A 24,024-nucleotide genomic window follows, 5' to 3' on the forward strand; every position below is an offset into this window, starting at 1 on the left:
GGGGCGTCGGCCAGGAAGCTGTTCACTTCGGAAGAGAAGGCCCAGTTGCCGGCTTCGGCGTACGGGGCGAGCACGCGTTCGATGATGTCTGCCACGCTGCGCTGCTGGAAGACCTGGCTGCGTCCCTGCTGGGTGGCCAGCCAGAGCCAGGGCACGAGCGTGAGGCGGTAGCGCGCCAGGCCGCCGTCGGCACCCAGCGATTCGACGGCGCGGATCAGGCCGGTGCGACGTGCGAGCGACCCATTGGCCAGCACGGTGACCAGCGTCAGCGGTTGATCAATCAGCGATGAAAGCGCCAGGTCCGCGCGCAAGCTCAGGCACACGATGCGCAGCTCGAACAGCTGCGACACCGCCTCGCGCTGCACCCAGCCTTCCACGCGCAAGGCATCGATGCTCTCGCGGGCGGCACTGTTGGAGGACGACGAAGCACTCGGCGCTTCGAGGCGATACAGCCGCGCCGTCTGGCTCAGCTCGGCCCACAGGGCGCTGCGGTCAGCGGAAGGCATCGGGAATTCGCTCAGGTTCGGATGCTCAAGGCTTGCAAGGTGCGCCCGGCTTGCAGTCTGCCGTCGCGGCAGTGGCCTGCGCTGACGGTGCGGGGTCGGAGGTCTTGCTGCGCTTGAGCAGCGCGGTCAGCAGGTCGGTGTCAGGATCGGGCCCCTTCGGCCGTGCCGCCGTCTGCGCGAGGTCGGTGCGCGCGGCGGGCTTTGCTGCCTTGCTGGTGTTGGCAGCGGTCTTGACCGGCTTGCCGTTCGCGGCCGTGCGCACGGGCTTCTTCGAGCCCGACGCGATGCGCTCCGGTTTCTTTGCAGCAACGGCGCTGGCCTTGCTGTCGGCGCCTGCCTTCTTCGCAGGGGATGTTGCCGCCGAAACGCGCGCAGGCTTCGCGGCCGGCGGCACGGCCATGGGCAGCGCACCGATGGCTGCGAACGGCGTGGAGGCCTGTGGTTGTTGCTGTTGCTGCTGTGGTGTCGGCGGCGGCGTGCTGTCGCCTTCGATGATGCGTGCGGGCGTGGGCTCCGGTGCAGCGGCGGCAGCAGGCGCTTCGGGCTTTGGTGGTTCCTTGGCGACAGGCGCTGCAACCGGCGCAGGCGTTGCTGCCGCCACGGTCGTGGTTGCCGCATCCGCGCGCTTCGATTGCAGGTGGTAGGTCGTGGCACCCGCCGCACCGAGCAGCACTGCGAGCGAAGCCCACACGCCGGGCCGTGCGAAGAAGGAGCGCGCGCCGCTCTCGCGGCCACCGAACTGTGCGAGCACACGCGTGGATTCGCCGCCGGGTGCGGCGGTCGATGTGGCCGCGGTGGGTGCGCTCGAACCGAGCAGGCTCGGTCGGTCCTTGTGGGCGTCTGACGCGCCCATCATGGATGGGTGGTCCGGCTGGCTGCGGGCATGTGATTTCTCCCCTCGGCTTTATGTGGCGTGATCAACGCGATATCGCAATTGGGATGCAACAAGGTGCTGCGTGCGATGGGTTCAAATTTTTAAGCGACTCATACAATTGAGTGGCTCTCATTGAACACCGTTGATCTTCTTCACTCTCTTTTGTTATTTTGCCTTGATGGTGGCAGCACTTGCCATCTTCTTGTTCCCTTCTTTTCGTGACCGTGTGTTGCGAGCGACGGTCTCCATTTCTACTGCTATTGCATTCTTTTTTATTGGAATAGGACGCCGTCTTGGTTTTGTGTCCGAAGCAAGTTTTCAGTTGATGCGCGACAGCGGCTCGGGAGTGCGTACTTTTGCCGTAAGGCATCGCTACTTGTTGCTGTCGGGCATGGGTCTGCTTATCGTTCCGGTGTTGTTAAGTGTGACTTTCGGAAGTGGCCGGGTTCTGTTCTTCGATGACTGGGCCGCCACAAGCGATCCGAAGATCGAGGCCTTGCTCAAGGGCGAGCAGCTGGTGCCGCCGCAGCCGTTGCCGCCCGAGGTGTTTGCCACCGCAGAGGTCGAGCAGATTCGTCCGCTCACGAAAGAAGGCAGTCGGGACTGGGCTGTTCTCGATGTGGACTTTCGTAATCGTTTGCTGCTCGTCTACAAGATCATGAAAGAAAAGCACGGCTACGACCTCGCATTGCTCGAGGGTTATCGCAGCCCCGAACGACAAGCCAAACTCGCTGCATTGGGCAATACAGTGACCATGGCGAAGGCCAATCAAAGCTATCATCAGTATGGACTTGCGGCAGACAACGCGTTCTATCGCAATGGCAAGCTGGTGATCTCTGAAAAAGATCCATGGGCCATGGAAGGCTATCGCCTCTATGGTGAAGCGGCCGAGTCCGTGGGCTTGGTGTGGGGTGGTCGATGGTCCTTCAGGGATTACGGTCACGTGGAGTACCGCAAGCCGGGATTTAAATTGTCACGCAACTGAATGCCGAGACGACATCTGTCGCACCGGCACACCACGAGGCAATCAAGGGGGAGAGTTCAAATGGGTGAGGATCAACCCGAGGCGGACAACGACCGCCCGTGGATCGTTCTGCATGACAAGACCGACCACGGTGGCTTCGTGATCACCGCATCCGAAAACACGCACATCGATGAACGGCGCGTGGCGCGCATCGGCGACATGGTGTCGTGCCCACGGCCCGGCCATGGCATCAACCCCATCGTGACGGGCAGCGACTGCGTGTCGATCGATGGCCGGCGCGTGGCGCGCCACGGCGACCGCGCGGCCTGCGGTTGCAGGCTGTTGTCGAGCCAGATCGCTTCCGCGTCCGAATGACGGCGGTGCACCCTTCTCCGGCTGCAGGCATGGCATGCGGTCACGCGACCGCGTGGGCCGCTGCCACCGTCCGCGCGTGACCCAGGTGTTCGAAAACTCCGGATGCTGTCGCGACTGATCAAGCCCGTTCTTTTGGCCTGCGCCGTGTTCATCACGGTGTGGGTGCTCGTGATCGTCTACTGGCAGTACACGGCGCGCATGCCGAGCACGAGCGACATCGCGCTCTACCTCGTGGTGTTGCCGCTCGCGCTGATGCTCTTCTATGTGGTGCTGCGCCGCATCTTCACGGCTGCCCCCGCTGCTGCGCTGCCCGCAGCTGGGACAACAGTGGCCGCAGGCGCCGCCGCCTCATCGAATGCCGTAGCAACCGAGGCTTCGCAGGAGCGCCTGCAGATGGCCGTGCTGGCCTTCGCCCTTCGCACGCCGCGCGGCAGCGATGCCGACACGGTGGCCACTGCGATCGGCCAGGCGCAGACGCCCGAGCTGGTCCCGGAGCTGCGTGACGGCGAAGGCTTCCCCGTCATCGCGGGCCGCGTCGACGGCATCGACGAGAACGAGTTGCGCGAGCACCTGCGCGAAAGCCTGCAACCCGCTGGCGAATCTTTCGATATCGATGCGCTGCCTGACGACCGGCTGCGCGCCATCCACCTGATGTCCGACGTGCTGCAGGAGCTGCTGGCGTCCGCGGCCGAAGCCATCGCGAACGCGGGCGATGCGCTCGCGGTGCGCGCGCCCGGGCGCTTCGTGTCCAGCGGCGGCGTCATCCCGGGGCCGGCCGCGGCGCCGCAGCTGAACCTCTCGCTGCTGTTGCCGGGCGCATGGAGCGAGAGCGAACGCGCGATCGCCACGCAGTGGGTGCAGCAGCGCGTGCGCGAAGGCGATGCCTCGCAGCGCTGGCTTGTCGACTGCTTCAAGAGCGAAGACGGCGTGTCCGGCATGGCCCTGCTCGACCGCATCAGCCTGTCGCTGCATCGCGAGCAAAGGCCGGCGCTGTGGATCGCGCTGGCGGCCGACTCCTCGGTGTCCGAGGCGAGCATTGCGCGTTGGGAGGCCGAAAGCCTGCTGTACACCGCCACGCGCCGCAAGGGCCGTGTGCCCGGCGAAGCCGCCGCGGGCCTGCTGCTCGTGCGCGCCGGCGATGCACTGCTGGCACCGGCCGAGGCCGTGCGGCTGTCGCGCAGCGCAAGCGGCCAGCGCGAAGCATCGGCCGACACAGCACGCACGCCCGATGCGAGCCTGCTCGATCGCTTTGCCCAACATCTGATGGCTACGTCGGCTCTCGAGACCGCCCAGGTCGACTGGGTCGTGAGCGACGCCGACCACCGCACCAGCCGCGTCACCGAAGTGGCCAGGCTCGTGCAGGAGCGGCTGCCGCATGTGCCCTTCGAAAACAACCTCTCTGTCTGCGCCACCCTGGGTCATCTGGGGGCCGCGGCTGACATGAGCGCCGTCGTGCTCGCATGCCATCTGGCCGCGCGCGATGCACGGCACGTGCTCGCCATTTCCGTGCAGGACGCGCTCGCGCGGACGGCCCTCCTGGCCGGCCCGGCGGGCCCCGCGTCACCCGCTACTTAAACAGGACCGATTCCAGAAACTTCTATGCGGCGATTCTTCAGTTTCCTGGCCGATCCGCGCACCTTGTCGGTGATCGGCGCCATCGCGCTCGGCGCGTTCCTGCTGCTCGGGGCGCAGACGCTCGAAGTCGGCGCGATCTGGGCCGTCGGCATCTTCGTGGTGCTGCTGCTGTTGTGGCTTCTGGTGTGGTTCGTGCGGCGCATGCGCACGCGCGCGGCCAACCGCAAGCTCGGCGACATGCTCGAGGACCAGGCCGACGCCGCCGTGCGCGACAGCGACCCCGAGCGCAAGGCCGAGATCGACGAACTGCGCGGGCGCATGGTCGAGGCGGTGAAGACCATCAAGACCTCGAAGATCGGGCAGATGTCGGGCAGCGAGGCGCTGTACGAGCTGCCCTGGTACATGGTCATCGGCAACCCGGCGGCGGGCAAGAGCAGCGCCATCCTGAACTCGGGCCTGCAGTTCCCGTTCGCCGACAAGGGCAACGCGGTGATCCAGGGCATCGGCGGCACGCGCAACTGCGACTGGTTCTTCACCACCGAAGGCATCGTGCTCGACACCGCGGGCCGCTATTCCATTCACCAGGAAGACCGCAAGGAGTGGTTCGGCTTCCTCGACCTGCTCAAGAAGTACCGGCCGAAGGCGCCCATCAACGGCATCATCATCACGGCCAGCATTCCCGAGCTGATCGGCAGCCGGCCCGACTTCGCGATCCAGCTTGCGAAGAACCTGCGCCAGCGCATGCAGGAACTCACCGAGCGGCTGGAGGTGTTCGCGCCGGTGTACGTGATGTTCACCAAGGCCGACCTGATCACCGGCTTCGCGGAATTCTTCGGCGACAGCGACAAGATGGAGCGCGACCGCGTGTGGGGCGCCTCGCTGCCCTACGACGGCGACGAGAAGCAGGACGCCGTGGCGCTGTTCGACAAGCGCTTCGACGAGCTCTACATGGGCCTGAAGGAAATCAGCGTCTCGCACTTCGCGAACCACCGCAGCAGCGACCCGTCGCCCGAGCTCTTGATCTTCCCGCTCGAGTTCGCGGCCATCAAGCCCGCGCTGCGCGCCTTCCTGGCCACGCTGTTCGAGAGCAACCCCTTCCAGCACAAGCCGGTGTTCCGCGGCTTCTACTTCACCAGCGCCTTGCAAGAGGGCACGATGCGCAGCCTGTCGACCGAGCGCATCGCCAAGCGCTTCGGGCTCACGCTGAGCAACGCGGCCACCAAGTCGAAGGAAATCTATTCGCAGAACGGGTTCTTCCTGCGCGACCTGTTCTCCAAGGTGATCTTTGCCGACAAGAAGACGGTGCGGCAGTTCTCCAGCCCCGTGAAGGCGCGCGTGCGCTACGTGAGCTTCTTCGCCTTCGTCGCCGTGCTGGGCCTGCTGCTGGGCGGCTGGACCTGGTCGTACCTCGGCAACCGGCAGCTGGTGGAGAACGTGCAGGCCGACCTGGACAAGGTGGTCAAGCTGCAGGCCAGCGACAACGGGCTGCGCACGCGCTTCGAGGCACTGGGCATCCTGCAGGACCGCATCGAGCAGCTCGAGAAATTCCGCAACGACCGGCCGCTGTCGCTGTCGCTGGGCCTGTACCAGGGCAACCAGCTCGAAGACAAGCTGGTGGCCGAGTACTACGGCGGCGTGAAGCAGCTCATGCTCGCGCCGGTGTCCGACAACCTGCAGGCCTTCCTGCGCGAGGTCAACGCGCACCCCGACCGCCTGAAGCGCGCCGACGCCGTGGCCGCGCTGACGGGTGGCGCGGCGCCCGCGCCGCTGCCGGTCGCCGGTGCCACGACCACCACGGCACCCGCCGCAGTGCCGGAAGGCGGCGGCCTGTATGCCGGCTCCTCGCCGGCCGATGTGCAGGACGCCTACAACGCGCTCAAGACCTACCTCATGCTGTCCGACAAGCGGCAGGTGGAAACGGCGCACCTCACCGACCAGATCTCGCGCTTCTGGCGCGGCTGGCTGGAGAGCAACCGCGGCGACATGCCGCGCGCGGCGGTCATCCGCGATGCCGAGCGCATGATCACCTTCTACCTGCGCCGCGTGGGCGACGACAACTGGCCCGCGCTGGCCGACACCAACCTGGCGCTGGTCGAGCAGACGCGCGACAACCTGCGCCGCGTGGTGCGCGGCATGCCGGCGCGCGAACGCGTGTACGCCGAGATCAAGGCGCGCGCCTCCACGCGCTTCGCGCCGATGACCGTGGCGCGCATCCTCGGGGCCACGGCCAGCAGCGCCGAAGCCGAAGGCACCCTCGCCGGCAGCGTCGCCATCTCGGGCGCGTTCACGCGCGAGGCCTGGCAGCAGTACGTGGACGACGCGATCCGCGACGCCGCGAACAAGGAAACCTCCAGCAAGGACTGGGTGCTCAACGTCGCCGGCAACGACGACCTGACGCTCGAAGGCAGCCCGGAGCAGATCCGCAAGACGCTGGCCACCATGTACAAGCTGGAGTACGCCAAGGAGTGGCAGCGCTTCCTGCAGGGCATCGCGGTGAAGGACATGGGCAGCTTCGAGCAGGCCGTGGTGGCGATGAACCAGCTGGGCGATCCGCAGAACTCGCCGATCCGCAAGGTCTTCGACACGGTGTACGACCAGACCTCGTGGGACAACCCCTCGCTGGTCAACGCCGGCCTGCAGCAGGCGCGCACCGGGGCCTTCAACTGGTTCAAGCGGCTCTTCAGCCGCGCCACGCCGTCGCAGGTCAACGTGAACGTCGACCTCAACGGCGGCGCCACGGAAATCCCGATGGGCCCGATCGGGCGCGAGTTCGCGGGCGTGGCGCGCCTGGTGGTCGAGCGCGACAACACCTCGCTGCTGCGCGGCTACCTGGGCACGCTGTCCAAGCTGCGCGGGCGCTTCAACCAGATCAAGAACCAGGGCGACCCCGGACCGGGCGCGCGCCAGCTCATGCAGCAGACGCTGGAAGGCAACGGCTCCGAGCTGGCCGATGCGCTCAAGTACGTCGACGAGCAGATGCTCACCGGCATGGACGCCGCGCAGCGCCAGGCGCTGCGCCCGCTGCTGGTGCGCCCGCTGCTGCAGGCCTATGCGGTGACGGTGCAGCCGACGGCGGTGGAGGTCAACAAGATCTGGAGCGCGCAGGTGCACCAGCCCTTCCAGCAGTCGCTGGCCACCAAGTACCCGTTCTCGGCGAGCGCGAAGATCGAAGCCTCGCCGGCGGAAATCGCTCAGTTCTTCGGGCCTGAAGGCGCCATCGGCAAGTTCGTGACGACCACGCTGGGCTCGCTGGTGATCCGCCGCGGCGACCTGCTGTCGCCGCGCGCCTGGGGCGACCAGGGCCTCACGCTGAGCCCCGACTTCGTGAACGGCTTCGCGCAGTGGGTGGCGCCGCTGTCGGGCGGTGCCGCGGCCGGGGCCGGCGGCAGCGCGCAGCCGCAGACGCTGTTCCAGATCCTGCCGCAGCCCGTGTCGGGCCTGACGGAATACATGGTCGAGATCGACGGCCAGCAGCTGCGCTACCGCAACACGCCGCCGCAGTGGTCCAACTTCGTCTGGCCCAACGCCCAGGGCACGCCGGGCGCGAAGATCACCGCCGTGACCTTCGACGGGCGCACGGTCGAGCTGATCAACGAGCCGGGCAACTTCGGCCTGGAGCGCCTGCTCAGCACGGCGCAGCGCACCAAGTTGCCCGACGGCAGCTTCGAGCTCACATGGGCGCGCGACAACGCGAGCGTGACCGTCAAGCTGCGCGTGATCCAGAACACGCAGTCGGCCGGTTCGGGCGGCGATTCGCCGCAGGGCAAGGGCCTGCGCGGCACGGTGCTGCCGTCGACGGTCGCGGAGATCGGTGTGCCGCGCGCAGCAGCACCCGCAGCGGTTCAGGCACCGGCCCAGGCGCCGGTGCAGGCAGGGGGAGCAGGCAAATGAGCGCGCCACAACAGCTGTGCTACTTCGGCAAGTTGCCCGGACGCGGCGACTTCGTGAAGGGCCTGTACAACCCGCAGCTCATCAAGGTGTTCGACCACTGGCTGTCGCAGACCATGGAGATGCTGTCGGAAGACCCGCGCTGGAAGCTGATCTACGACAACGCGGCGCCGATGCACTTCGTGTGCCTGGGCTCACGCAGCCGCGTGGCGATTGCAGGGCACGTGCGCCCCAGCCGCGACGAGTCGTCGCGCCGCTACCCGTTCCTGGCGGCCACCTCGGTGGACGTGGGCGAGGCGCTCGACTTCATGCGCGGCGCGCCGATGCTCATCGGCCCCTACTGGGACCGCATGGCGGTGCAGGTACAGTCGCTGGCGGCCGGCACCGACCTGGACAACGAGCTGAAGAAGTTCGAGGCCATCGACCCGGCCATCGAGACCGGCTTCAGGAAGTCGGCCTCGCGCGCCACCTATGCGGCGTTCACGCGCGACACCAGCCTGCTGCGCATCGAGCAGATGCTCAACTTCGATGGTCACAAGGTGTCGCTGCGCCGCGCCATCCTGGCGCTGGGCCTGCTGCTGCAGCCGGTGATGGCCAGCGCCGTGTCGCACCTGGAAAAGGGGCTCACGCTGCCGCTGCCGCACGACCCGGTCGACCGCTCGCTGATCGCCACCTTCTGGCTCGAGATGGTGTCGCAGTTCCTGGCCAAGGCCGACTTCGAGCTGGTACTGCTGGTCACCGAGATCGACGGCCGCTCGCGGCTGGTGATCGGCTTCAACGGCCTGTCGCCGCGCAGCCTGCAAAGCGTGCTGCATCCGCAGGTCTACACCGAGCACAACATCGACATCGACAACCCGGAGTGGGTCGAGGACACCATCCACAGCAACTACGCGATGTTCAAGCTGGTGAGCTACCTCGACCAGCCGCAGCTGCCGCTGGACATCGTGCTCACCGCCTTTCGCGAAGTCTTCATCGGGGAATGACACGGTCATGAATTGTTCTTTGCGCGTTCTCGTGCTGTCCATGGCCTGCGGGCTCGCGCTCGTGCCGGCCGTGCAGGCCCAGCAACCCCAACAACCACCCGCGGCGGGCGCCACCGCCGCCCGCGTCGAGACCACGCCCGCGGCCGTCGGCAAGGGCGAGCCGGTCGTGGCCGGCGGGCAGGTGCCCGACGAAGCCACGCGCATCGCCGTCATCGAGGCGCTGCGCCGCGTCTACGGGCCCAGCGGCGTGATCGACAAGATCGAGGTGGTGAACACCGTCAGCATGCCGGCCAACTGGAGTGCCAACGTGCAGCGGCTGATCACGCCCTCGCTCAAGGACATCCACCGCGGCCAGCTCCAGATCGAGGGCACGCAGATGGCGCTCAGCGGCGAGGTCGGCAACGAGGCGCTGCGCCAGAAGATCGTGAGCGACATGGCGAACTCGCTCAACCCGACCTACACCATCAAGAACAGCCTGCGCGTGCCCGTGTCGGAGCAGATCGCGGTCGACCAGGTGCTGGGCAACCGCACCATCGAGTTCGAGCTGGGCAGCGCCACGCTCACGGGCAAGGGCCGCGCCATCCTCGACGAGATGGCGCCCATCCTGCAGAAGCTCACGAACAAGTCGGTGGCGGTGGTGGGCCACACCGACAACGCCGGCAACCGCACGTCGAACCTGGCGCTGAGCCAGTCGCGTGCCGAATCGGTCAAGGGCTACCTGGTGGGCAAGGGCATCGACCCGATGACGCTCACGACCTCGGGCGTGGGTCCGGACCAGCCGGTGGCGAGCAACGCGACCGACGAGGGGCGTTCGCGCAACCGGCGCATCGAGTTCCGGGTGGGACGCTGAAGAAAAAGGCCCGCAACGCGGGCCTTTTTTCTTTCAGCGCAAAGTCAGCGCGACTCGTCGTCGCCCTTGGGCAAATCGAGCAGGTCCACCAGCTGCGCCAGCTCCTGCTCGTTCTTGATCACGTTGCGCAGCCACGCATGCAGCGGCATGTCGGCCCAGCGCGCGGCCTTGTTCGCCATGTAGGCGGCCGGGCTCGAGGGCTCGGTCTGCTCGAAATACGCCGCCACTTCCTTGAGCTGCGCGATGGCCTGCGCGCGGCTGTGGATGCCGGGTGGCAGCGCGGCGGGCACATGCACCGCCGCGTGGTAGGTGGGAGATGAATGGGGCATGGCGGCGTCGAAGACGGGTTCGATGCGGGTCGGGGCAGCGGGTGCGCTGGCGGCCGGTGCAGCGGCGGTGGCTTGCGGCGCCGCGCCGTTGTCGATCGGCACGCCGGCCTCGCGCGCGAAGCGCTCGACGGCCTGGCGGATGGCCGCGGCCGCGTCCTTCGCGGCGCGAAAGCTCGGGCCGTTCGAGGCGGTGCGTTCGTCGAACACGGCCTCGAACTCGGCCAGCGCCTGCTCGCAGGCCTGCACGTCGCGGTGCGTCTTCTGCAAGAACTTCGCGGGCGTGGCGCGGCGCAGGCGGTCGAACTGCTCGAGCGTCACCTTGTTGCGCTGCAGCTCGTCGGCCTGCGCCGGCGTGCGGCGGATGGCCTGGTCGAGCGCCAGCGCGGTCTCCCAGACCAGCGCGCTGTGGCCGGTGTGGCCGTCGCTCACGATGGGCGCGCGCTGCAGTAGTTCGACCGAGCGCGAGATCAGCCAGGTGACGGTGCCGATGCGCATCTCGATGTCGCCGCCCTCGGGCTGCGGATGCAGCTCGTCCCAGTACTGGCGGCACAGGCCGCTGAGCAGGCGGTAGCCGTCGGCGAGCCCCTCGAAGCCGCGCTGGCTGGCCAGCGCATCGGTGAGCCACACGCCCAGTCGCAAATCTTTGGTGGACGCGCGCAGCAGCTTCTCGCACTCCGAAATCACGAAGGGCCAGTTGGCCTCTTTCAGCTCGATGACCCATTCGCCCTGTTCGAGCGAGGGGTCGTCGTGCTTGCGCGCTTCTTGAATCGCGTCGAACTCGCGCGAGAACAGCATGTCCTCGCCGCAGGGCTTGGCCTCCGAGATCGGGGCCAGCAGGGCCGCGAGGTCGAGGCGGTTCGTCGCGGCCGTGGTCATGGCAGCGAGATCGTCAGGTTGGCCTGGCGCGGGCCGAGCTTCACGATGTCCTGGTAGCTCGCGAGCGCGCCCTGCGTGGTGCTGCCCAGGTGCGCCGACAGGCCGATGAAGCCCAGCAGCCCGATGAGCGCGAACAGCGCGGCCACCACCCACTGCGGCGCCTCGCGCTTGAGCGAGTGCGAGATGAGGTCGGGCAGCGGCCAGTGCGGCGCGAAGGGCGTGCGCTTGCCGCGCGCGTTGGCGATCTCGTCGCCCACGCGGGCCGTGAGGTAGGCCAGCTTCTCGGTGCCGTCGATGGCGTACTTGCCCTGGAAGCCCAGCAGCAGGCACATGTAGAACACCTCGAGCGTCTGGATGCGCGCGGCGCCGTGGGCCCGCTCGACCTCGAGCATGTTGAAGAAGTTCTCGCCCGCCAGCTGGTCGCCGAACAGCGTGAGCTGCAGCGGCCGGCGCTCCCATTCGGAGCGGATGGCGAACTCGGGCGCCGAGAGCACGAACTCGTCGACCGTGGCGCAGAAGGCGTACTTGGCCGCGTGGATCTGCTCGGCCGTGGCGTCGAGCTTGCGCGCGTTGCGCTCGAACTCGCCCAGGTAGTTGCGGATGCCCGTGAGGAACTGCTCGGTGGTGGCCGGCTGCTGCTTCTTCTTCAGAAGGAACAGCATCACGAAGCCGTCGTACAGCAGGTCGAGCAGGCTGGAGTCGGCATCGGGTGCCACGCCGGCCGGCGTGAACGAGGCCGGCGGCGCGTCGGCGCCCAGCAGGGAAGGGGCCTTGTTGAGGGTGGTGGTGTTCATACGATCGGGCGGGTGATCAGCCGGTCACGGCGATCAGTTCGAGTTGCATGTCGGGGATGCCGGCCGGCGCGTAGATGGTGACGCTCTGCGCCTGCAGCATGCGGTCGTACAGCTGGCTCTTGCTGTCGATGGAAAAGTAGCAGGCGCCCGCGCGGATCGGAATGGCCGGCGGCACCTGCGGCGCGTAGACGATGCGCACGCCCGGCATGGCCGAGAGCACCAGCTTGTCGACGTCTTCGGGCGCGCCGATCTTGAAGCGCTGCGGCACCACCTCGGCCAGCTCCGCGGCCGGCATGCTGGCGGTGACCGACATGTAGAACACGGTCTTCTCGTCGATCTTTCCGGAATCGAGACGCCCCAGGTAGAAGGCGTTGCGCGTCTCGGTGAGCGCAATGGCGAAGTAGCGCGTGGAGATCACGGTGTCGAGCAGGTCGCGCACGATGCGGTCGAGCTCGGCGAAGGCCGGGCCGGGCTTCTCGTGGTCGTACACCGGCAGGTCGTTCAGCGAGTAGGTCTTGGCGAAGGTCATCAGCGCGCCGGCCAGGCTCAGCAGTTCCTGGAACAGGCGCTCCGGGTGCAGCGACGGGTGATGGAATAGGTGCGAGAGCGAGGCGAACGCCGAGTTGGCCGTGTGCAGCAGCCAGAACGAGGCGATGTCGCCCGAGCGGAACTCGATGATGTTCTTGCTCGGCTCACGGTGGATGCCGTACAGCGAATTGACCTTGGCCTGCAGCACGTCGAGCAGCCGGCGCAGCTGCTGGAACACGGTGGGCGAGGCGTCGATGCTGGTGCACGGCGGCACGAAGCTGCGGTCGATCTCGAAGCCGCCCGCGGCGGTGCGGCGGATGCGGATCACGGGGATCGACACGAACTGCTCGCGCGGCTCGGTGTCGGCCAACAGCTTCACGCTCTTGCGCAGGAACACCACCTCGGCGCTCACGGCGTTGGTGTACAGGTCGAGCGACTGCGTCGCGTCGCTGGTGTAGCGCGCGGCAAAGCCTTCCTCGTTGGGGTCGGTGTAGTTCTTGCCGAGCTCCTTCACCGGGTGCAGCACCAGATAGAAGGTGATCTCGTTCTGGCCCGGGCTCAGCGTGTCCAGCGAGATGGGCGGGGGCAGCGCATCGGCCTGCGGCGCCGCGTACGGTTCGCCGTCGGGGAACACCAGCGACAGCTGCGAGGCGCGCAGCATGCCGCTGGCCAGCGCATCGAGGTCGAAGCTGATGGAGCGCACGCCCCAGAAGTACGGATGCAGCGTCTGCGCCGTGGCGCGCAGCCGCGCCTCGTGGTACGCGTCTTGGCGCTGGAAATGCTGGGGGCGTAGAAACAAGCCCTCTCCCCAGAGGACCTTGGCTGCATAGCTCACGTCGGATCAACTCCCCTCAATTTTTTTTGAATGTATCGCATCGTCGTGTCGACTCGGACAGGCCCGCCGTCGGTGCAGATCAGGCGGGCGAGGGCCGGCAAGTCACCGGCCCCAACAGGTTGAGCGCGCCCGTGGGGGCCGCGCCTTGTGCGTTCTGCTGGCCCACCACCGCGCCTGTCGTGACGGTGAGCGCGCAGGCATGCGCGCCCATCACGATGCCGGTCTTCTCGGCGTCCGCGGCGTTGAAGGCGAAGCGCCAGCGCTGTGCATCGGGCGAGTGGAACAGCACCACCACGGCCACCGCGTTGGCGCTGCGCGGAACCATCTCGGTCCAGGTGTATTGCTGGTCGGGAATGAGCGTGATCTCGCGGCTCTCGACGAGGTCGTCGCCCAGCTGCGTCTTGTCGCGTCCCGGCGTGACGAAGGCGTCGAAGGACGACTGGTAGAAGCCCGTCGTTTCCTTCAGCTTGTAGATGCGCATCACCACGGACAGCGGGCGGTTGCGGCCGTCGGCGTTGAGGTTCTTGCCCGCGGCGATCGACATCGTCACCTTGCGCGGGGGCTTTTGCGACTCGGGCAGCTCGGGCTTCTTCAGTCCGCTCGCCTCGAGCGCGATGTTGGCGATCGTGAGCGCCGGCGAGCTGCACCCGCCGAGCATCAACGCGGCCAGCAGCGCGCCAGATGTAATTAATATTTTCATTAAAAGCGAGTCGTAACAATATTTCGATGGACCAAATAGGATTAACCGATTTCGAAAATGACTTTCGATTAGGAAATTAGCATTAATCCGCCCCCGTCATTTGCCATCCACGCGGCTGTAGTATCGTGTATTGTTATTGTCAACGGTCGCAATTTAATGAATGATTGCGGCCTGCTAAAAAGTCAGATCAGGGGGGAATGTGTCGATTCGAAAAATCATGTCGCGCACGATGATTGCCGGTGCCATTGCGAGCACCGTCTTTTTGTCGGCCTGTACCACCACGCCGGACGCGGCCGTTGCCCAGGCCACCGCGGCCTACAACAAGAGCCTGGCCGAGGTCGATGCCGCCGCGGCAGCCGCCACCGGCGACAAGGCGCCCGTCATCCGCCAGTACCAGCAGCTCGCCACCGACAACCCGACCCGCGGTGAGCCGTGGTCGCGCATCGCGCAGATCTACTTCAACGAAGGCCGCTACAGCCTGGCCATCTCGGCCGCCGAGGAGTCGCTGCGCCGCGACCCCTCCAGCCGGCAGGCCAAGAGCATCACCGCCGTGGGCGGCCTGCGCCTGGCGGCCCGCTCCATCGAGGACCTGGGCAAGGACAGCAGCCTGAGCGGCGACGCCAACGCCGACGCCTACCGCCTGGCCGCCCTGCTGCGCGAAACCCTGGGCCTGTCGGTCCTGGTGCCCGCCGGCCCCGAAGCCCGGCCGGCACCCACGCGCCGCGCCGCGGCCCCCAGCCCGGCACCCGCGCCCTCGTCGTCATCGGCTGCCGCGCCGACCCCGGTCGCCGCCGCACGGCCCGCCCCGGTCGCCGCGCCGCGCCCGGCACCTGCCGCGCCCGCCCCGCGCGCGGGTGGCGGCAATCCATTTGACGCGCTCAAGTAATTGTCCGGTTTTTGAATTGGTTTTTTAAACCAATGTATTAACGAATGGGCGTGCGATCTGGAAATGGGTCGTACAACTTTTTAATTCGTTTCTCAGTCCTATTGCGAAGGTATTGAAGCTTATGGCGACCAAAAGACAGAGCGTGCAGAAGCGTCTCCAAAAAGTGCGCCCGCCGCGCGTGCAACTCACGTACGACGTGGAACTCGGTGACGCCATCGAGAAAAAGGAATTGCCTTTCGTCGTCGGCGTGATCGCCGACCTGGCGGGCCAGTCCGAGGTCGAGCAGCCCAAGCTCAAGGACCGCAAGTTCGTCAACATCGACCGCGACAACATGGACGACGTCATGAAGGGCGTGGCCCCGCGTGCCGCCTTCCAGGTGCCGAACAAGCTGGACGGGCGCGGCGGCAGCTTCGGTGTCGACCTCACCTTCAACTCGATGGACGCCTTCTCGCCCGAAGCCGTCGTCGAGCAGATCGAGCCGCTCAAGCGCCTGCTCGACGCGCGCACCAAGCTGGCCGACCTGCGCAACAAGATGGCCGGCAACAGCAAGCTCGAAGACCTGCTGGCCGACGTGCTGAACAACACCGAGCAACTCCAGCGCCTGGGACAAGGCGTTGGCAAGAAGGACGAAAGCTGAACATGACCGCGCAAGCACTTTCGGCATCGAGTGGTGTCGCCTCGTCTGAAGTTTCGGTCGACCTGCTCGACCAGATCGTCGAGAAGAGCAAGGTCGCCAAGTCCGACGTGGAACACACGCGCACCAAGGACCTCATCGGCGAACTCGTCAGCCAGGTCCTCGAAGGCTCGGTGATCGTCTCCGACAACGTGTCGGCCATGATCGACGCGCGCGTGGCCGACCTGGACGCGCTCATCTCCGCGCAACTCAGCGCCGTGATGCACGCGCCCGAGTTCCAGAAGCTGGAGAGCACCTGGCGCGGCCTGGAGTACCTGGTCAAGGAAACGCCGACCGGCACCATGCTCAAGATCAAGGTCATCAACGCCACCAAGCGCGACCTGATCCGCGACTTCAAGGCCGCCGTCGAGTTCGACCAGAGCGCGATGTTCAAGAAGGTCTACGAAGAAGAGTTCGGCACCTTCGGCGGTGCGCCGTTCGGTGCGCTGGTGGGCGACTTCGACGTCACGCGCCAGCCCGAAGACATGTACTTCCTGGACCAGATGGCGCACGTGGCCGCTGCCGCGCACGCGCCCTTCATCGGCGCGGCCTCGCCCGAGCTGCTGGGCCTGGAAAGCTTTGCCGACCTGGGCAAGCCGCGCGACATGGCCAAGGTGTTCGACACCGTCGAATACGCCAAGTGGAAGTCGTTCCGCGATTCGGAAGACTCGCGCTACGTGGGCCTCACGCTGCCGCGCTTCCTCGGGCGCCTGCCCTACCACCCGCGCGAAGGCACGGTGGTCGACAGCTTCAACTTCGTCGAAGACGTCGACGGCACCGACCACGCCAAGTACCTCTGGTGCAACGCGGCCTGGGCCTTCGCCACGCGCCTGACGGCCGCGTTCGACGACTTCGGCTGGTGCGCGGCCATCCGCGGTGTCGAAGGCGGCGGCCTGGTAGAAGACCTGCCCACGCACACCTTCAAGACCGACGAAGGCGAGATCGCCCTGAAGTGCCCGACCGAGATCGCCATCACCGACCGGCGCGAAAAAGAGCTCAGCGACCTGGGCTTCATTCCGCTCGTGCACTGTAAGAACTCCGACTACGCGGCGTTCTTCGGCGCGCAGTCGCTGCAGAAGGCCAAGAAGTACAACACCGACAGCGCCAACGCCAACGCGGTGCTCTCGGCGCAGCTGCAGTACATCTTCTCGGTGTCCCGCATCGCGCACTACCTCAAGGCCATGATGCGCGACAAGATCGGCAGCTTTGCCTCGGCGCACAACGTCGAACAGTTCCTGAACCGCTGGATCGCGCAGTACGTGCTGCTCGACGACAACGCGACGCAGGAACAGAAAGCCCAGTTCCCGCTGCGCGAAGCCGCCATCCAGGTCGGCGAAGTGCCCGGGCGGCCCGGCGTGTACCGCGCGGTCGCGTTCCTGCGCCCGCACTTCCAGCTGGATGAACTGTCTATTTCACTGCGCTTGGTCGCCGATCTGCCGAAGTCAGTGAATAAGTAAGGAGGCAGATCGGGTGCGCGGCCGAGGGGCCGTGCTGCAACACGTTAACTGTCAGTAATCAATCAATCAAGAAGGGGAAGAAACATGAAAGATATCTACGTCAAGTTCGGCAGCCCGGCCATCAACGGCGAGTCGCAGGACAAGGACCACAAGGACTGGATCGAAGTCAGCTCGTGGCAGCACAGCATCGTGCAACCGCGCTCGGCCACCGCGTCGACCGCCGGCGGCCACACCGCCGAGCGCTGCGAGCACGGCGAGATGATCTTCACGAAGGACATGGACGTCGTCAGCCCGCTGCTGTACCAGCACGCGTCGGGCGGCACCACCTTCGACGAAGTCACGGTGCAGTTCTACCGTGCCGACGGCGAAGGCAAGCGCGTGCAGTACATGGAGATCAAGCTCAAGTACGTGCTGATCGCCAGCGTGAACCCGAAGGTCGTGAGCACCGACGTGGCCAGCGTGCCGAGCGAGACCTTCTCGCTGAAGTACGCCGCCGTGCAGTGGAAGTACACGCAGCAGAAGATCGGCGGCAACCAGGGCGGCAACTCGCAAGGCGCCTGGAGCCTCACGAAGAACGACAAGACCTACTCGGTCTGACGCCAGTCGGGCAATGACGACCGCGGCGCAGGCCGCGGTTTCTTTTTGGCGCCGCGCCCCTCGCGCGGCGCCGTGCCCGTTGTCCGACGCGAGAGACAGGGAGTGACCCATGACAGGATTCGAACCGGGCCTGCTCGACAAGCTGTTCGATGACGACTGGCGCGGGCCGGCTTCGCCGGTGCTGCGGCATTTGTCGCTTGACGAGGTCAAGAACGTGGTCGCACGCGACCTCGAATCCCTGCTCAACACGCGCATGGTCTTCGACGACGCCAAGCTCCAGGCCTACCCCGAGTGCCGGCGTTCCGTCATGACCTACGGCCTGAGCGATTTCTCGGGCCTGAGCCTGGCCAGCCACTACGACCGTTCGTTCATCTGCCGCTCGCTGGAGCAGGCCATCGCGCGCCACGAGTCGCGCCTGCGCGATGTCTCGGTGTCGCTCGAGGTCGACGGCCAGGCCAGCACCCACATGCTCTATTTCGGAATCACCGCCCTGCTCGTGCTGCCCGAACTGGCCGAGCCGGTGAACTTCGACGCCATGCTGCAGCCCACGACGCTGCAGTACTCCATCACCCGCGGCACCGGCAAGAGCCGGTACGCCTAGCGCCACGATCCGCGCACACGACGCACACCATGGACGAGTTGCTGCCCTTCTACGAACGTGAGCTGGCCTTCCTGCGCGGCTACTCGCAGGAGTTCGCCAAGGGCTACCCGAAGATCGCCGCACGCCTGGCCATCTCGGCCGACGCCAGCGAAGACCCGCACGTCGAACGCATGATCCAGTCGTTCGCGCTGCTCACGGCCCGCATCAGCAAGAAGCTCGACGACGACTACCCCGAGCTCACCGAAGCGCTGCTCGAGGTGATGTACCCGCACTACCTGCGGCCCTTTCCGTCGTGCTCCATCGCGCAGTTCGACGCCGGCGGCGCGGCGCTCGCCAAACTCAGCAAGCCCGTCACCATCGCGCGCGGCACCGAGCTCACCTCGCAGCCGGTGCGCGGCGGCGCCTGCCGCTTTCGCAGCGTGTACGACGTCACGCTGGCGGCGGTGCAGGTGTCGAACGTGGTTTATCACTCGGTGGTGAATGCGCCCGCGCAGGCTTCGCTGCCGCGCAACGCCACGGGCTGCCTCTCGGTCACGCTCGAGGCCACCGGCGAGCAGAAGTCGCTCGGCACCCTGGCGCTCACGTTGGCGCGCCTGCGCACCTTCATCGATGCCGAGCCCTCGCTGGCCACGGCGCTGGCCGACGCCATCTTTTTGAAGACGGCCGCCGTCTTCGTGGAGCCCGAGCGCAGCGGCAAGTGGACGCTGGTGCAGGGCGAGGCGCTGCACCCGGTCGGCTTCGAGGAGGCCGATGCGCTCATCGAGCTGCCGGCGCGCTCGCACCCGGCCTATCGCCTGCTCAGCGAGTACTTCGCGTTCCCCGAGAAGTTCAACTTCGTCGACATCGACCTGGCGAACGCGCTGCGCCACATCGGCTCGTGCCGCTCGATCACGCTGCACCTGGTGATGACCGGCGTGCGCGCCGATTCACCCACGGCGCGGCTGCTCGAGGGCGTGTCCAGCCGCAACCTGCGCCTGGGCTGCACGCCCGTCATCAACCTCTTCAAGCAGCGCAGCGACCCGATCCGCGTCACGCACGCCGCCGCCGCGTATCCCGTGGTGGCCGATGCGCGCCGCGCTTTCGGCTTCGAGGTCTACAGCATCGACTCGGTCAAGCTCGTGAAGCAGACCGCCGAGGGCGACGCCTACATCGAGTTCCGGCCCTTCTACTCGCTGCACCACGGCGAGCATCCGAAGGAGGCCGAGCACTACTGGTTCGCGCGGCGCAACGAACTCGTGGCGCAGCGCAGCCCGGGCTACGAGACCGAGCTCTCGATCGTCGACATCGACTTCCAGCCCTCGCTGCCGCAGACCGAAACGCTGAGCATCGACCTCACCTGCACCAACCGCGACCTGCCGCACTCGCTGGCCTTCGGCCTGCCCGGCGGCGACCTGTTCATCGAGGGCAATTCGGTGGCGCGTTCGATCCGCATGCTGCGCCGCCCGACGCAGACGCTGCGCATGCCGCGCGGCAAGGGCGTGCAGTGGCGGCTGGTGTCGCACCTGTCGCTCAACCACCTGTCGCTGGCCACCAGCGGGCTGCCGGCGTTGAAGGAAATGCTGCGGCTGTACGACCTGGGCCGCTCGGCCGTGTCGGCGCGGCAGATCGAGGCCATCACCGCGATCGAGCAGCAGGCCACCACCCAGTGGTTGCCCGGCAAGCCCTTCGCGACCTTCGTGCGCGGCATCGAGCTCAGGCTCACGGTCGACGAGACCGGCTTCGTGGGCAGCAGCCTGCAGGCCTTTGCCCGCGTGATGGACCATTTCTTCGGTCTCTATGTGCACCTGAACAGCTTCACCCAGCTGGTGATCGTTTCGGCGCGCGACAAGGAGGAGCTGGTGCGATGCAAGCCCCGCAGCGGCGAATCGATCCTCCTGTAGCCGAAAGGCTGCTGCGCGAACCCTACCGCTTCGAGTTCTTCCAGGCGGTGCGGCTGATCGAGCTCATGCTGCTCAAGCGGCAGGAGCGCGACGTGCACCAGCGCCTGGTGCCCGGCGAACGCATGGTGCCGCGCTGGGTGCGCTTTCGCAGCTCCACCAGCCTGAACTTCCCGCCCAGCGAGATCGAGGCGCTGGCGGTGCGCGACGCCGTGGGCGAGCTGATGTCGGGCGCGCAGCTGTGCGAGCCGCCACTGCCGCATGAGGACGAGCACGGCCTGAGCCGCATCGAACTCACGCCCGCGTCTTTCGGCATGCTGGGCGTGTCGGGCGCCTTGCCCATCGTCTACACCGAGATGTTGATGCGCCGCGAGCAGCATCTGCGCGACAGCTCGGCGCGCGCCTTTCTGGATGTGTTCAGCAACCGCGCCGCCGCGCTCTTCTATGCGGCCTGGCGCAAGTACCGCCTGCCGCTGCACTACGAGCACGAGCGCAGCCGCGCCTACCTGCCGGTGCTGCTGTCGATGGCCGGGCTGGAGCACACGGCCCAGCGCGACCCGCTGACCGACGGCACGGGCACCGTGTTCGACGAGACCGTGGCCGGCTACGCCGCCGCGGTGCGCCACCGGCCGATGTCGGCGGCGTACCTGCAGCGCGTGCTGTCCGACTACTTCCGCAGCCACATCCGCATCGAGCAGTTCCTGGGCAAGTGGTACGACATGCCCGTGCAGCAGCGCTCCAGGCTGGGCGAGGGCAACGTGAGCCTGGGCCAGAACGCGATGGCGGGCGAACGCATCTGGCAGCGCGACCTGCGCATCCGCCTGTGGATCGGCCCGCTCAAGCGCAGTGCGTTGCGCGAGTTCTTTCCGGGCCGCGCGCATGCGAAGGCGCTCGAAAAGATGCTGGCGCTGCTGGCCGGCGTGACCTGCGAATACGAAGTGCGCCTGATCCTGGCGCGCGAGGAAGTGGCCGCCGTGCAGCTCAGCGACAGCGGCGGCAGCCACCTCGGCTGGGACAGCTTCATCACCACCCGCGAGGCCGAGGGCGACCGCAGCGACACGCAGTACGAGCTTCAGCCCCTGCAGTGACCCTTTCAACGAACACGACCGACAGAAGAACACCACCGCTCATGAGCACTTCGCTGAAGACACTGATCACCAAGCTCAACGCCAGCGCACGCATGGCCACGCAGCGCGCCGCCAACCTGTGCCTGGCCCACGGCCACTACGAGGTCGACCTGGAGCACCTGTTCCTGGCGCTGCTGGAGCAGACCGACAACGACCTCGCGCGCGTGCTGCACGCCAACCGCATCAGCGCCACCGCGATCCAGTCGGACCTGGAGCGAGAGATCCAGACCTTCAAGAACGGCAACACGCGCACGCCCGTGTTCTCGCAGCACCTGCAGCAGCTGTTCCAGCAGGCATGGCTCTTGGCCTCGCTCGACGCGCACGCGGCGCAGATCCGCTCGGGCCACCTGCTGCTCGCGCTGCTGACCCAGCCCGACCTCGCGCAGCTGGCGCAGCGCGGCTCGCCGCTGTTCGCGAAGATCCGCCTCGAAGACCTGAAGCACGACTTCGACAAGCTCACCGACGGGTCGAGCGAAGCGGCGGAAGCCGGCGCCTCGGGCGCGGCCGCCGAAGGCGACGCGCAGCAAGCGCCGGCCGACCCGTTGGCCGCGGGCGTGCCGGGCAAGACGCCCGCGCTCGACCAGTTCACCACCAACCTCACGCAGCGCGCGAAGGACGGCGCGCTCGACCCGGTCATCGGCCGCGACACCGAGATCCGCCAGGTCATCGACATCCTGATGCGCCGTCGCCAGAACAACCCCATCCTCACGGGCGAGGCCGGCGTCGGCAAGACGGCCGTGGTCGAAGGGCTGGCACTGCGCATCGCCGCGCAGGACGTGCCCGAGTCGCTGCGCGCCGTGGCGCTGCACACGCTGGACATGGGCCTCTTGCAGGCCGGCGCGAGCGTGAAGGGCGAGTTCGAGAATCGCCTGAAGAACGTGATCGCCGAAGTGAAGAAGAGCCCGCATCCCATCGTGCTCTTCATCGACGAGGCCCATACCATGATCGGCGCGGGTGGCCAGGCCGGGCAGAGCGATGCGGCCAACCTGCTCAAGCCCGCGCTCGCGCGCGGCGAGCTGCGCACCATCGCCGCCACCACCTGGGGCGAGTACAAGAAGTACTTCGAGAAGGACGCGGCGCTCGCGCGGCGCTTCCAGGTCGTGAAGGTCGAGGAGCCCAGCGAGACGCTGGCCGCCGCCATGCTGCGCGGCATGGTGCCGCTGATGGAGAAGCACTTCAACATCCGCGTGCTCGACGAAGCCATCACCGAGGCCGTGCGCCTGTCGCACCGCTACATCAGCGGACGCCAGCTGCCCGACAAGGCGGTGAGCGTGCTCGACACGGCCTGCGCGAAAGTGGCGCTCGGCCAGAGCGCGACGCCGGCGTTGATCGAAGAGGCGAACCGCGGCCTCGAACGCATCGAGGCCGAGAGCGCCGCGCTGGTGCGCGACACCGCGGCCGGCGGACGCCACGAAGCGCGCCTGGCTGAACTGGCGGAAAAGAAAAGCGCGCTGCAGGCCGAGCTGGCCGCGAGCCAGCAACGCCTGGCCGAAGAGAACGCGCTGGTCGAACGCATCCGTGCACTGCGTGCGCAACGCGACGAGTCGACCGCTCAGCAGCCCGAGGCCGTACCCGCCGTGGCGGAGAAGGCACCGGCCCGCGCCACCAGCCGCAAGAAAACGGCTGCCACCGCCGACCCCGCGCGCGATGAACTCGATGCTCTGCTCGCCGAACTGCGCGCACTGCAAGGCACCACGCCGATGGTGCCGCTGCAGGTCGACGGCCACGTCGTCGCCGAGATCGTCTCGGCCTGGACCGGCGTGCCGCTCGGTCGCATGGTCAAGGACGAGATCAAGACCGTGCGTGCCCTCGATACGCTGCTGGCCGAGCGCGTGATCGGCCAGGACCACGCGCTTGCTGCCGTGGCCCAGCGCGTGCGCACCGCGAGCGCGCGCCTGGAAGACCCCAACAAGCCGCGCGGCGTGTTCATGTTCGTCGGCCCCTCGGGCGTCGGCAAGACCGAGACCGCGCTGGCGCTGGCCGACATCCTGTACGGTGGCGAGAAGAAGCTCATCACCATCAACATGAGCGAGTACCAGGAGGCGCACAGCGTCTCGGGCCTGAAGGGCTCGCCGCCCGGCTACGTGGGCTATGGCGAAGGCGGCGTGCTCACCGAGGCCGTGCGCCGCCAGCCCTACAGCGTGGTGCTGCTCGACGAGGTCGAGAAGGCCCACCCCGACGTGCTCGAGATGTTCTTCCAGGTGTTCGACAAGGGCATGATGGACGACGCCGAGGGCCGCGAGATCGACTTCCGCAACACGCTGATCATCCTCACCTCGAACATCGGTTCGTCGCAGATCATGCAGGCGTGCCTCAACAAGGCCGACGAGGAGCGCCCCGCGCCCGACGCACTGGCCGACGCGCTGCGCCCCGTGCTCATGAAGGCCTTCAAACCGGCCTTCCTGGGCCGCATGAAGGTGGCGCCGTTCTATCCGATCACCGATGCGGTGCTCGAGCAGATCATCGCGCTCAAGCTCGGCCGCATCCGCGACCGCATCGCGACGAATCACAAGGCCGTGTTCGAGTGGGACGACGCGCTGGTCGAGGCCGTGCTCGCACGCTGCACCGAGGTCGACTCGGGCGCGCGCAACGTCGATCACATCCTCAACGGCACCTTGCTGCCCGAGATTGCCGAGGCCGTGCTCACACGCATGGCCGACGAGACGCCGCTGGCCAAGATCAAGGCCAGCTGCGGCAAGGGCGGCGAGTTCCGCTACCGGATCACCTAG

20 protein-coding genes are annotated in these 24,024 nt (G+C 67.0%); 14 read left to right on the plus strand and 6 right to left on the minus strand.

Annotation, left to right across the window (positions count from 1 at the left end):
• Positions 1–506, minus strand: a 506-nt coding sequence (locus AC1RL8_RS27630; protein WP_492686881.1) for a contractile injection system protein, VgrG/Pvc8 family, incomplete at its 3' end; no start/stop codon positions are given.
• 25 nt (positions 507–531) lie between these two features.
• A complete protein-coding gene (locus AC1RL8_RS27635) occupies positions 532–1,362 on the minus strand; it encodes a hypothetical protein (protein ID WP_492686882.1) in 831 nt (276 codons plus the stop codon).
• A gap of 160 nt (positions 1,363–1,522) precedes the next feature.
• Here AC1RL8_RS27635 and AC1RL8_RS27640 point away from each other — a divergent pair, with 160 nt between their 5' ends.
• From AC1RL8_RS27640 to AC1RL8_RS27665, 6 genes are all read left to right on the plus strand, one after another.
• Positions 1,523–2,365: a M15 family metallopeptidase gene (locus AC1RL8_RS27640; RefSeq protein WP_370681903.1), complete on the plus strand. Its 843-nt coding sequence runs from the start codon at positions 1,523–1,525 to the stop codon at positions 2,363–2,365.
• 60 nt (positions 2,366–2,425) lie between these two features.
• Complete coding sequence (locus AC1RL8_RS27645; protein WP_062481115.1) at positions 2,426–2,719, plus strand: PAAR domain-containing protein; 294 nt, start codon at positions 2,426–2,428, stop codon at positions 2,717–2,719.
• A gap of 102 nt (positions 2,720–2,821) precedes the next feature.
• Positions 2,822–4,294 carry a hypothetical protein gene (locus AC1RL8_RS27650; protein ID WP_492686883.1) on the plus strand — a complete coding sequence of 491 codons (1,473 nt, stop codon included), beginning with the start codon at positions 2,822–2,824 and terminating at the stop codon, positions 4,292–4,294.
• Positions 4,295–4,318: 24 nt separating this feature from the next.
• Positions 4,319–8,185: a type VI secretion system membrane subunit TssM gene (tssM, locus tag AC1RL8_RS27655; RefSeq protein ID WP_492686884.1), complete on the plus strand. Its 3,867-nt coding sequence runs from the start codon at positions 4,319–4,321 to the stop codon at positions 8,183–8,185.
• Positions 8,182–9,165: a type VI secretion system-associated protein TagF gene (gene tagF / locus AC1RL8_RS27660; RefSeq protein WP_492686885.1), complete on the plus strand. Its 984-nt coding sequence runs from the start codon at positions 8,182–8,184 to the stop codon at positions 9,163–9,165. Before tssM ends, tagF begins: the two co-directional genes overlap by 4 nt.
• Positions 9,166–9,172: 7 nt before the next feature.
• The gene (locus AC1RL8_RS27665) at positions 9,173–10,015 is read left to right on the plus strand and encodes an OmpA family protein (protein WP_492686886.1); all 843 of its coding nucleotides are present in this window, start codon (positions 9,173–9,175) and stop codon (positions 10,013–10,015) included.
• A gap of 44 nt (positions 10,016–10,059) precedes the next feature.
• On the opposite strand, the gene tssA is transcribed toward AC1RL8_RS27665, so the two are convergent.
• From tssA to tssJ, 4 genes are all read right to left on the minus strand, one after another.
• Positions 10,060–11,220 carry a type VI secretion system protein TssA gene (tssA, locus tag AC1RL8_RS27670; protein ID WP_492686887.1) on the minus strand — a complete coding sequence of 387 codons (1,161 nt, stop codon included), beginning with the start codon at positions 11,218–11,220 and terminating at the stop codon, positions 10,060–10,062.
• Complete coding sequence (gene icmH / locus AC1RL8_RS27675; RefSeq protein WP_062481127.1) at positions 11,217–12,014, minus strand: type IVB secretion system protein IcmH/DotU; 798 nt, start codon at positions 12,012–12,014, stop codon at positions 11,217–11,219. The genes tssA and icmH overlap by 4 nt, the downstream gene beginning before the upstream one ends.
• Positions 12,015–12,030: 16 nt before the next feature.
• A complete protein-coding gene (gene tssK / locus AC1RL8_RS27680; protein ID WP_062481129.1) occupies positions 12,031–13,377 on the minus strand; it encodes a type VI secretion system baseplate subunit TssK in 1,347 nt (448 codons plus the stop codon).
• A gap of 79 nt (positions 13,378–13,456) precedes the next feature.
• A complete protein-coding gene (tssJ, locus tag AC1RL8_RS27685; protein ID WP_062481131.1) occupies positions 13,457–14,077 on the minus strand; it encodes a type VI secretion system lipoprotein TssJ in 621 nt (206 codons plus the stop codon).
• 217 nt (positions 14,078–14,294) lie between these two features.
• Between tssJ and AC1RL8_RS27690 the strand changes: the two genes are divergently transcribed.
• From AC1RL8_RS27690 to tssH, 8 genes are all read left to right on the plus strand, one after another.
• A complete protein-coding gene (locus AC1RL8_RS27690; RefSeq protein WP_307695158.1) occupies positions 14,295–14,963 on the plus strand; it encodes a tetratricopeptide repeat protein in 669 nt (222 codons plus the stop codon).
• Between the two features lie 121 nt (positions 14,964–15,084).
• Positions 15,085–15,600: a type VI secretion system contractile sheath small subunit gene (tssB, locus tag AC1RL8_RS27695; RefSeq protein ID WP_062474762.1), complete on the plus strand. Its 516-nt coding sequence runs from the start codon at positions 15,085–15,087 to the stop codon at positions 15,598–15,600.
• 2 nt (positions 15,601–15,602) lie between these two features.
• Positions 15,603–17,093 (plus strand): type VI secretion system contractile sheath large subunit, encoded by a 1,491-nt coding sequence (tssC, locus tag AC1RL8_RS27700; RefSeq protein WP_139700650.1) that lies wholly within the window; start codon positions 15,603–15,605, stop codon positions 17,091–17,093.
• Positions 17,094–17,177: 84 nt separating this feature from the next.
• The gene (locus tag AC1RL8_RS27705) at positions 17,178–17,690 is read left to right on the plus strand and encodes an Hcp family type VI secretion system effector (RefSeq protein ID WP_062474768.1); all 513 of its coding nucleotides are present in this window, start codon (positions 17,178–17,180) and stop codon (positions 17,688–17,690) included.
• Positions 17,691–17,799: 109 nt separating this feature from the next.
• Positions 17,800–18,291, plus strand: a complete 492-nt coding sequence (gene tssE, locus AC1RL8_RS27710) for a type VI secretion system baseplate subunit TssE (RefSeq protein ID WP_062474770.1) — start codon at positions 17,800–17,802, stop codon at positions 18,289–18,291.
• 29 nt (positions 18,292–18,320) lie between these two features.
• Positions 18,321–20,171 (plus strand): type VI secretion system baseplate subunit TssF, encoded by a 1,851-nt coding sequence (gene tssF / locus AC1RL8_RS27715; RefSeq protein WP_095950380.1) that lies wholly within the window; start codon positions 18,321–18,323, stop codon positions 20,169–20,171.
• Positions 20,135–21,256, plus strand: a complete 1,122-nt coding sequence (gene tssG / locus AC1RL8_RS27720) for a type VI secretion system baseplate subunit TssG (RefSeq protein ID WP_159279609.1) — start codon at positions 20,135–20,137, stop codon at positions 21,254–21,256. Before tssF ends, tssG begins: the two co-directional genes overlap by 37 nt.
• Positions 21,257–21,297: 41 nt before the next feature.
• Positions 21,298–24,024: a type VI secretion system ATPase TssH gene (tssH, locus tag AC1RL8_RS27725; protein ID WP_492686888.1), complete on the plus strand. Its 2,727-nt coding sequence runs from the start codon at positions 21,298–21,300 to the stop codon at positions 24,022–24,024.

This window comes from Variovorax sp. GW822-FHT04E09, from assembly GCF_058800845.1.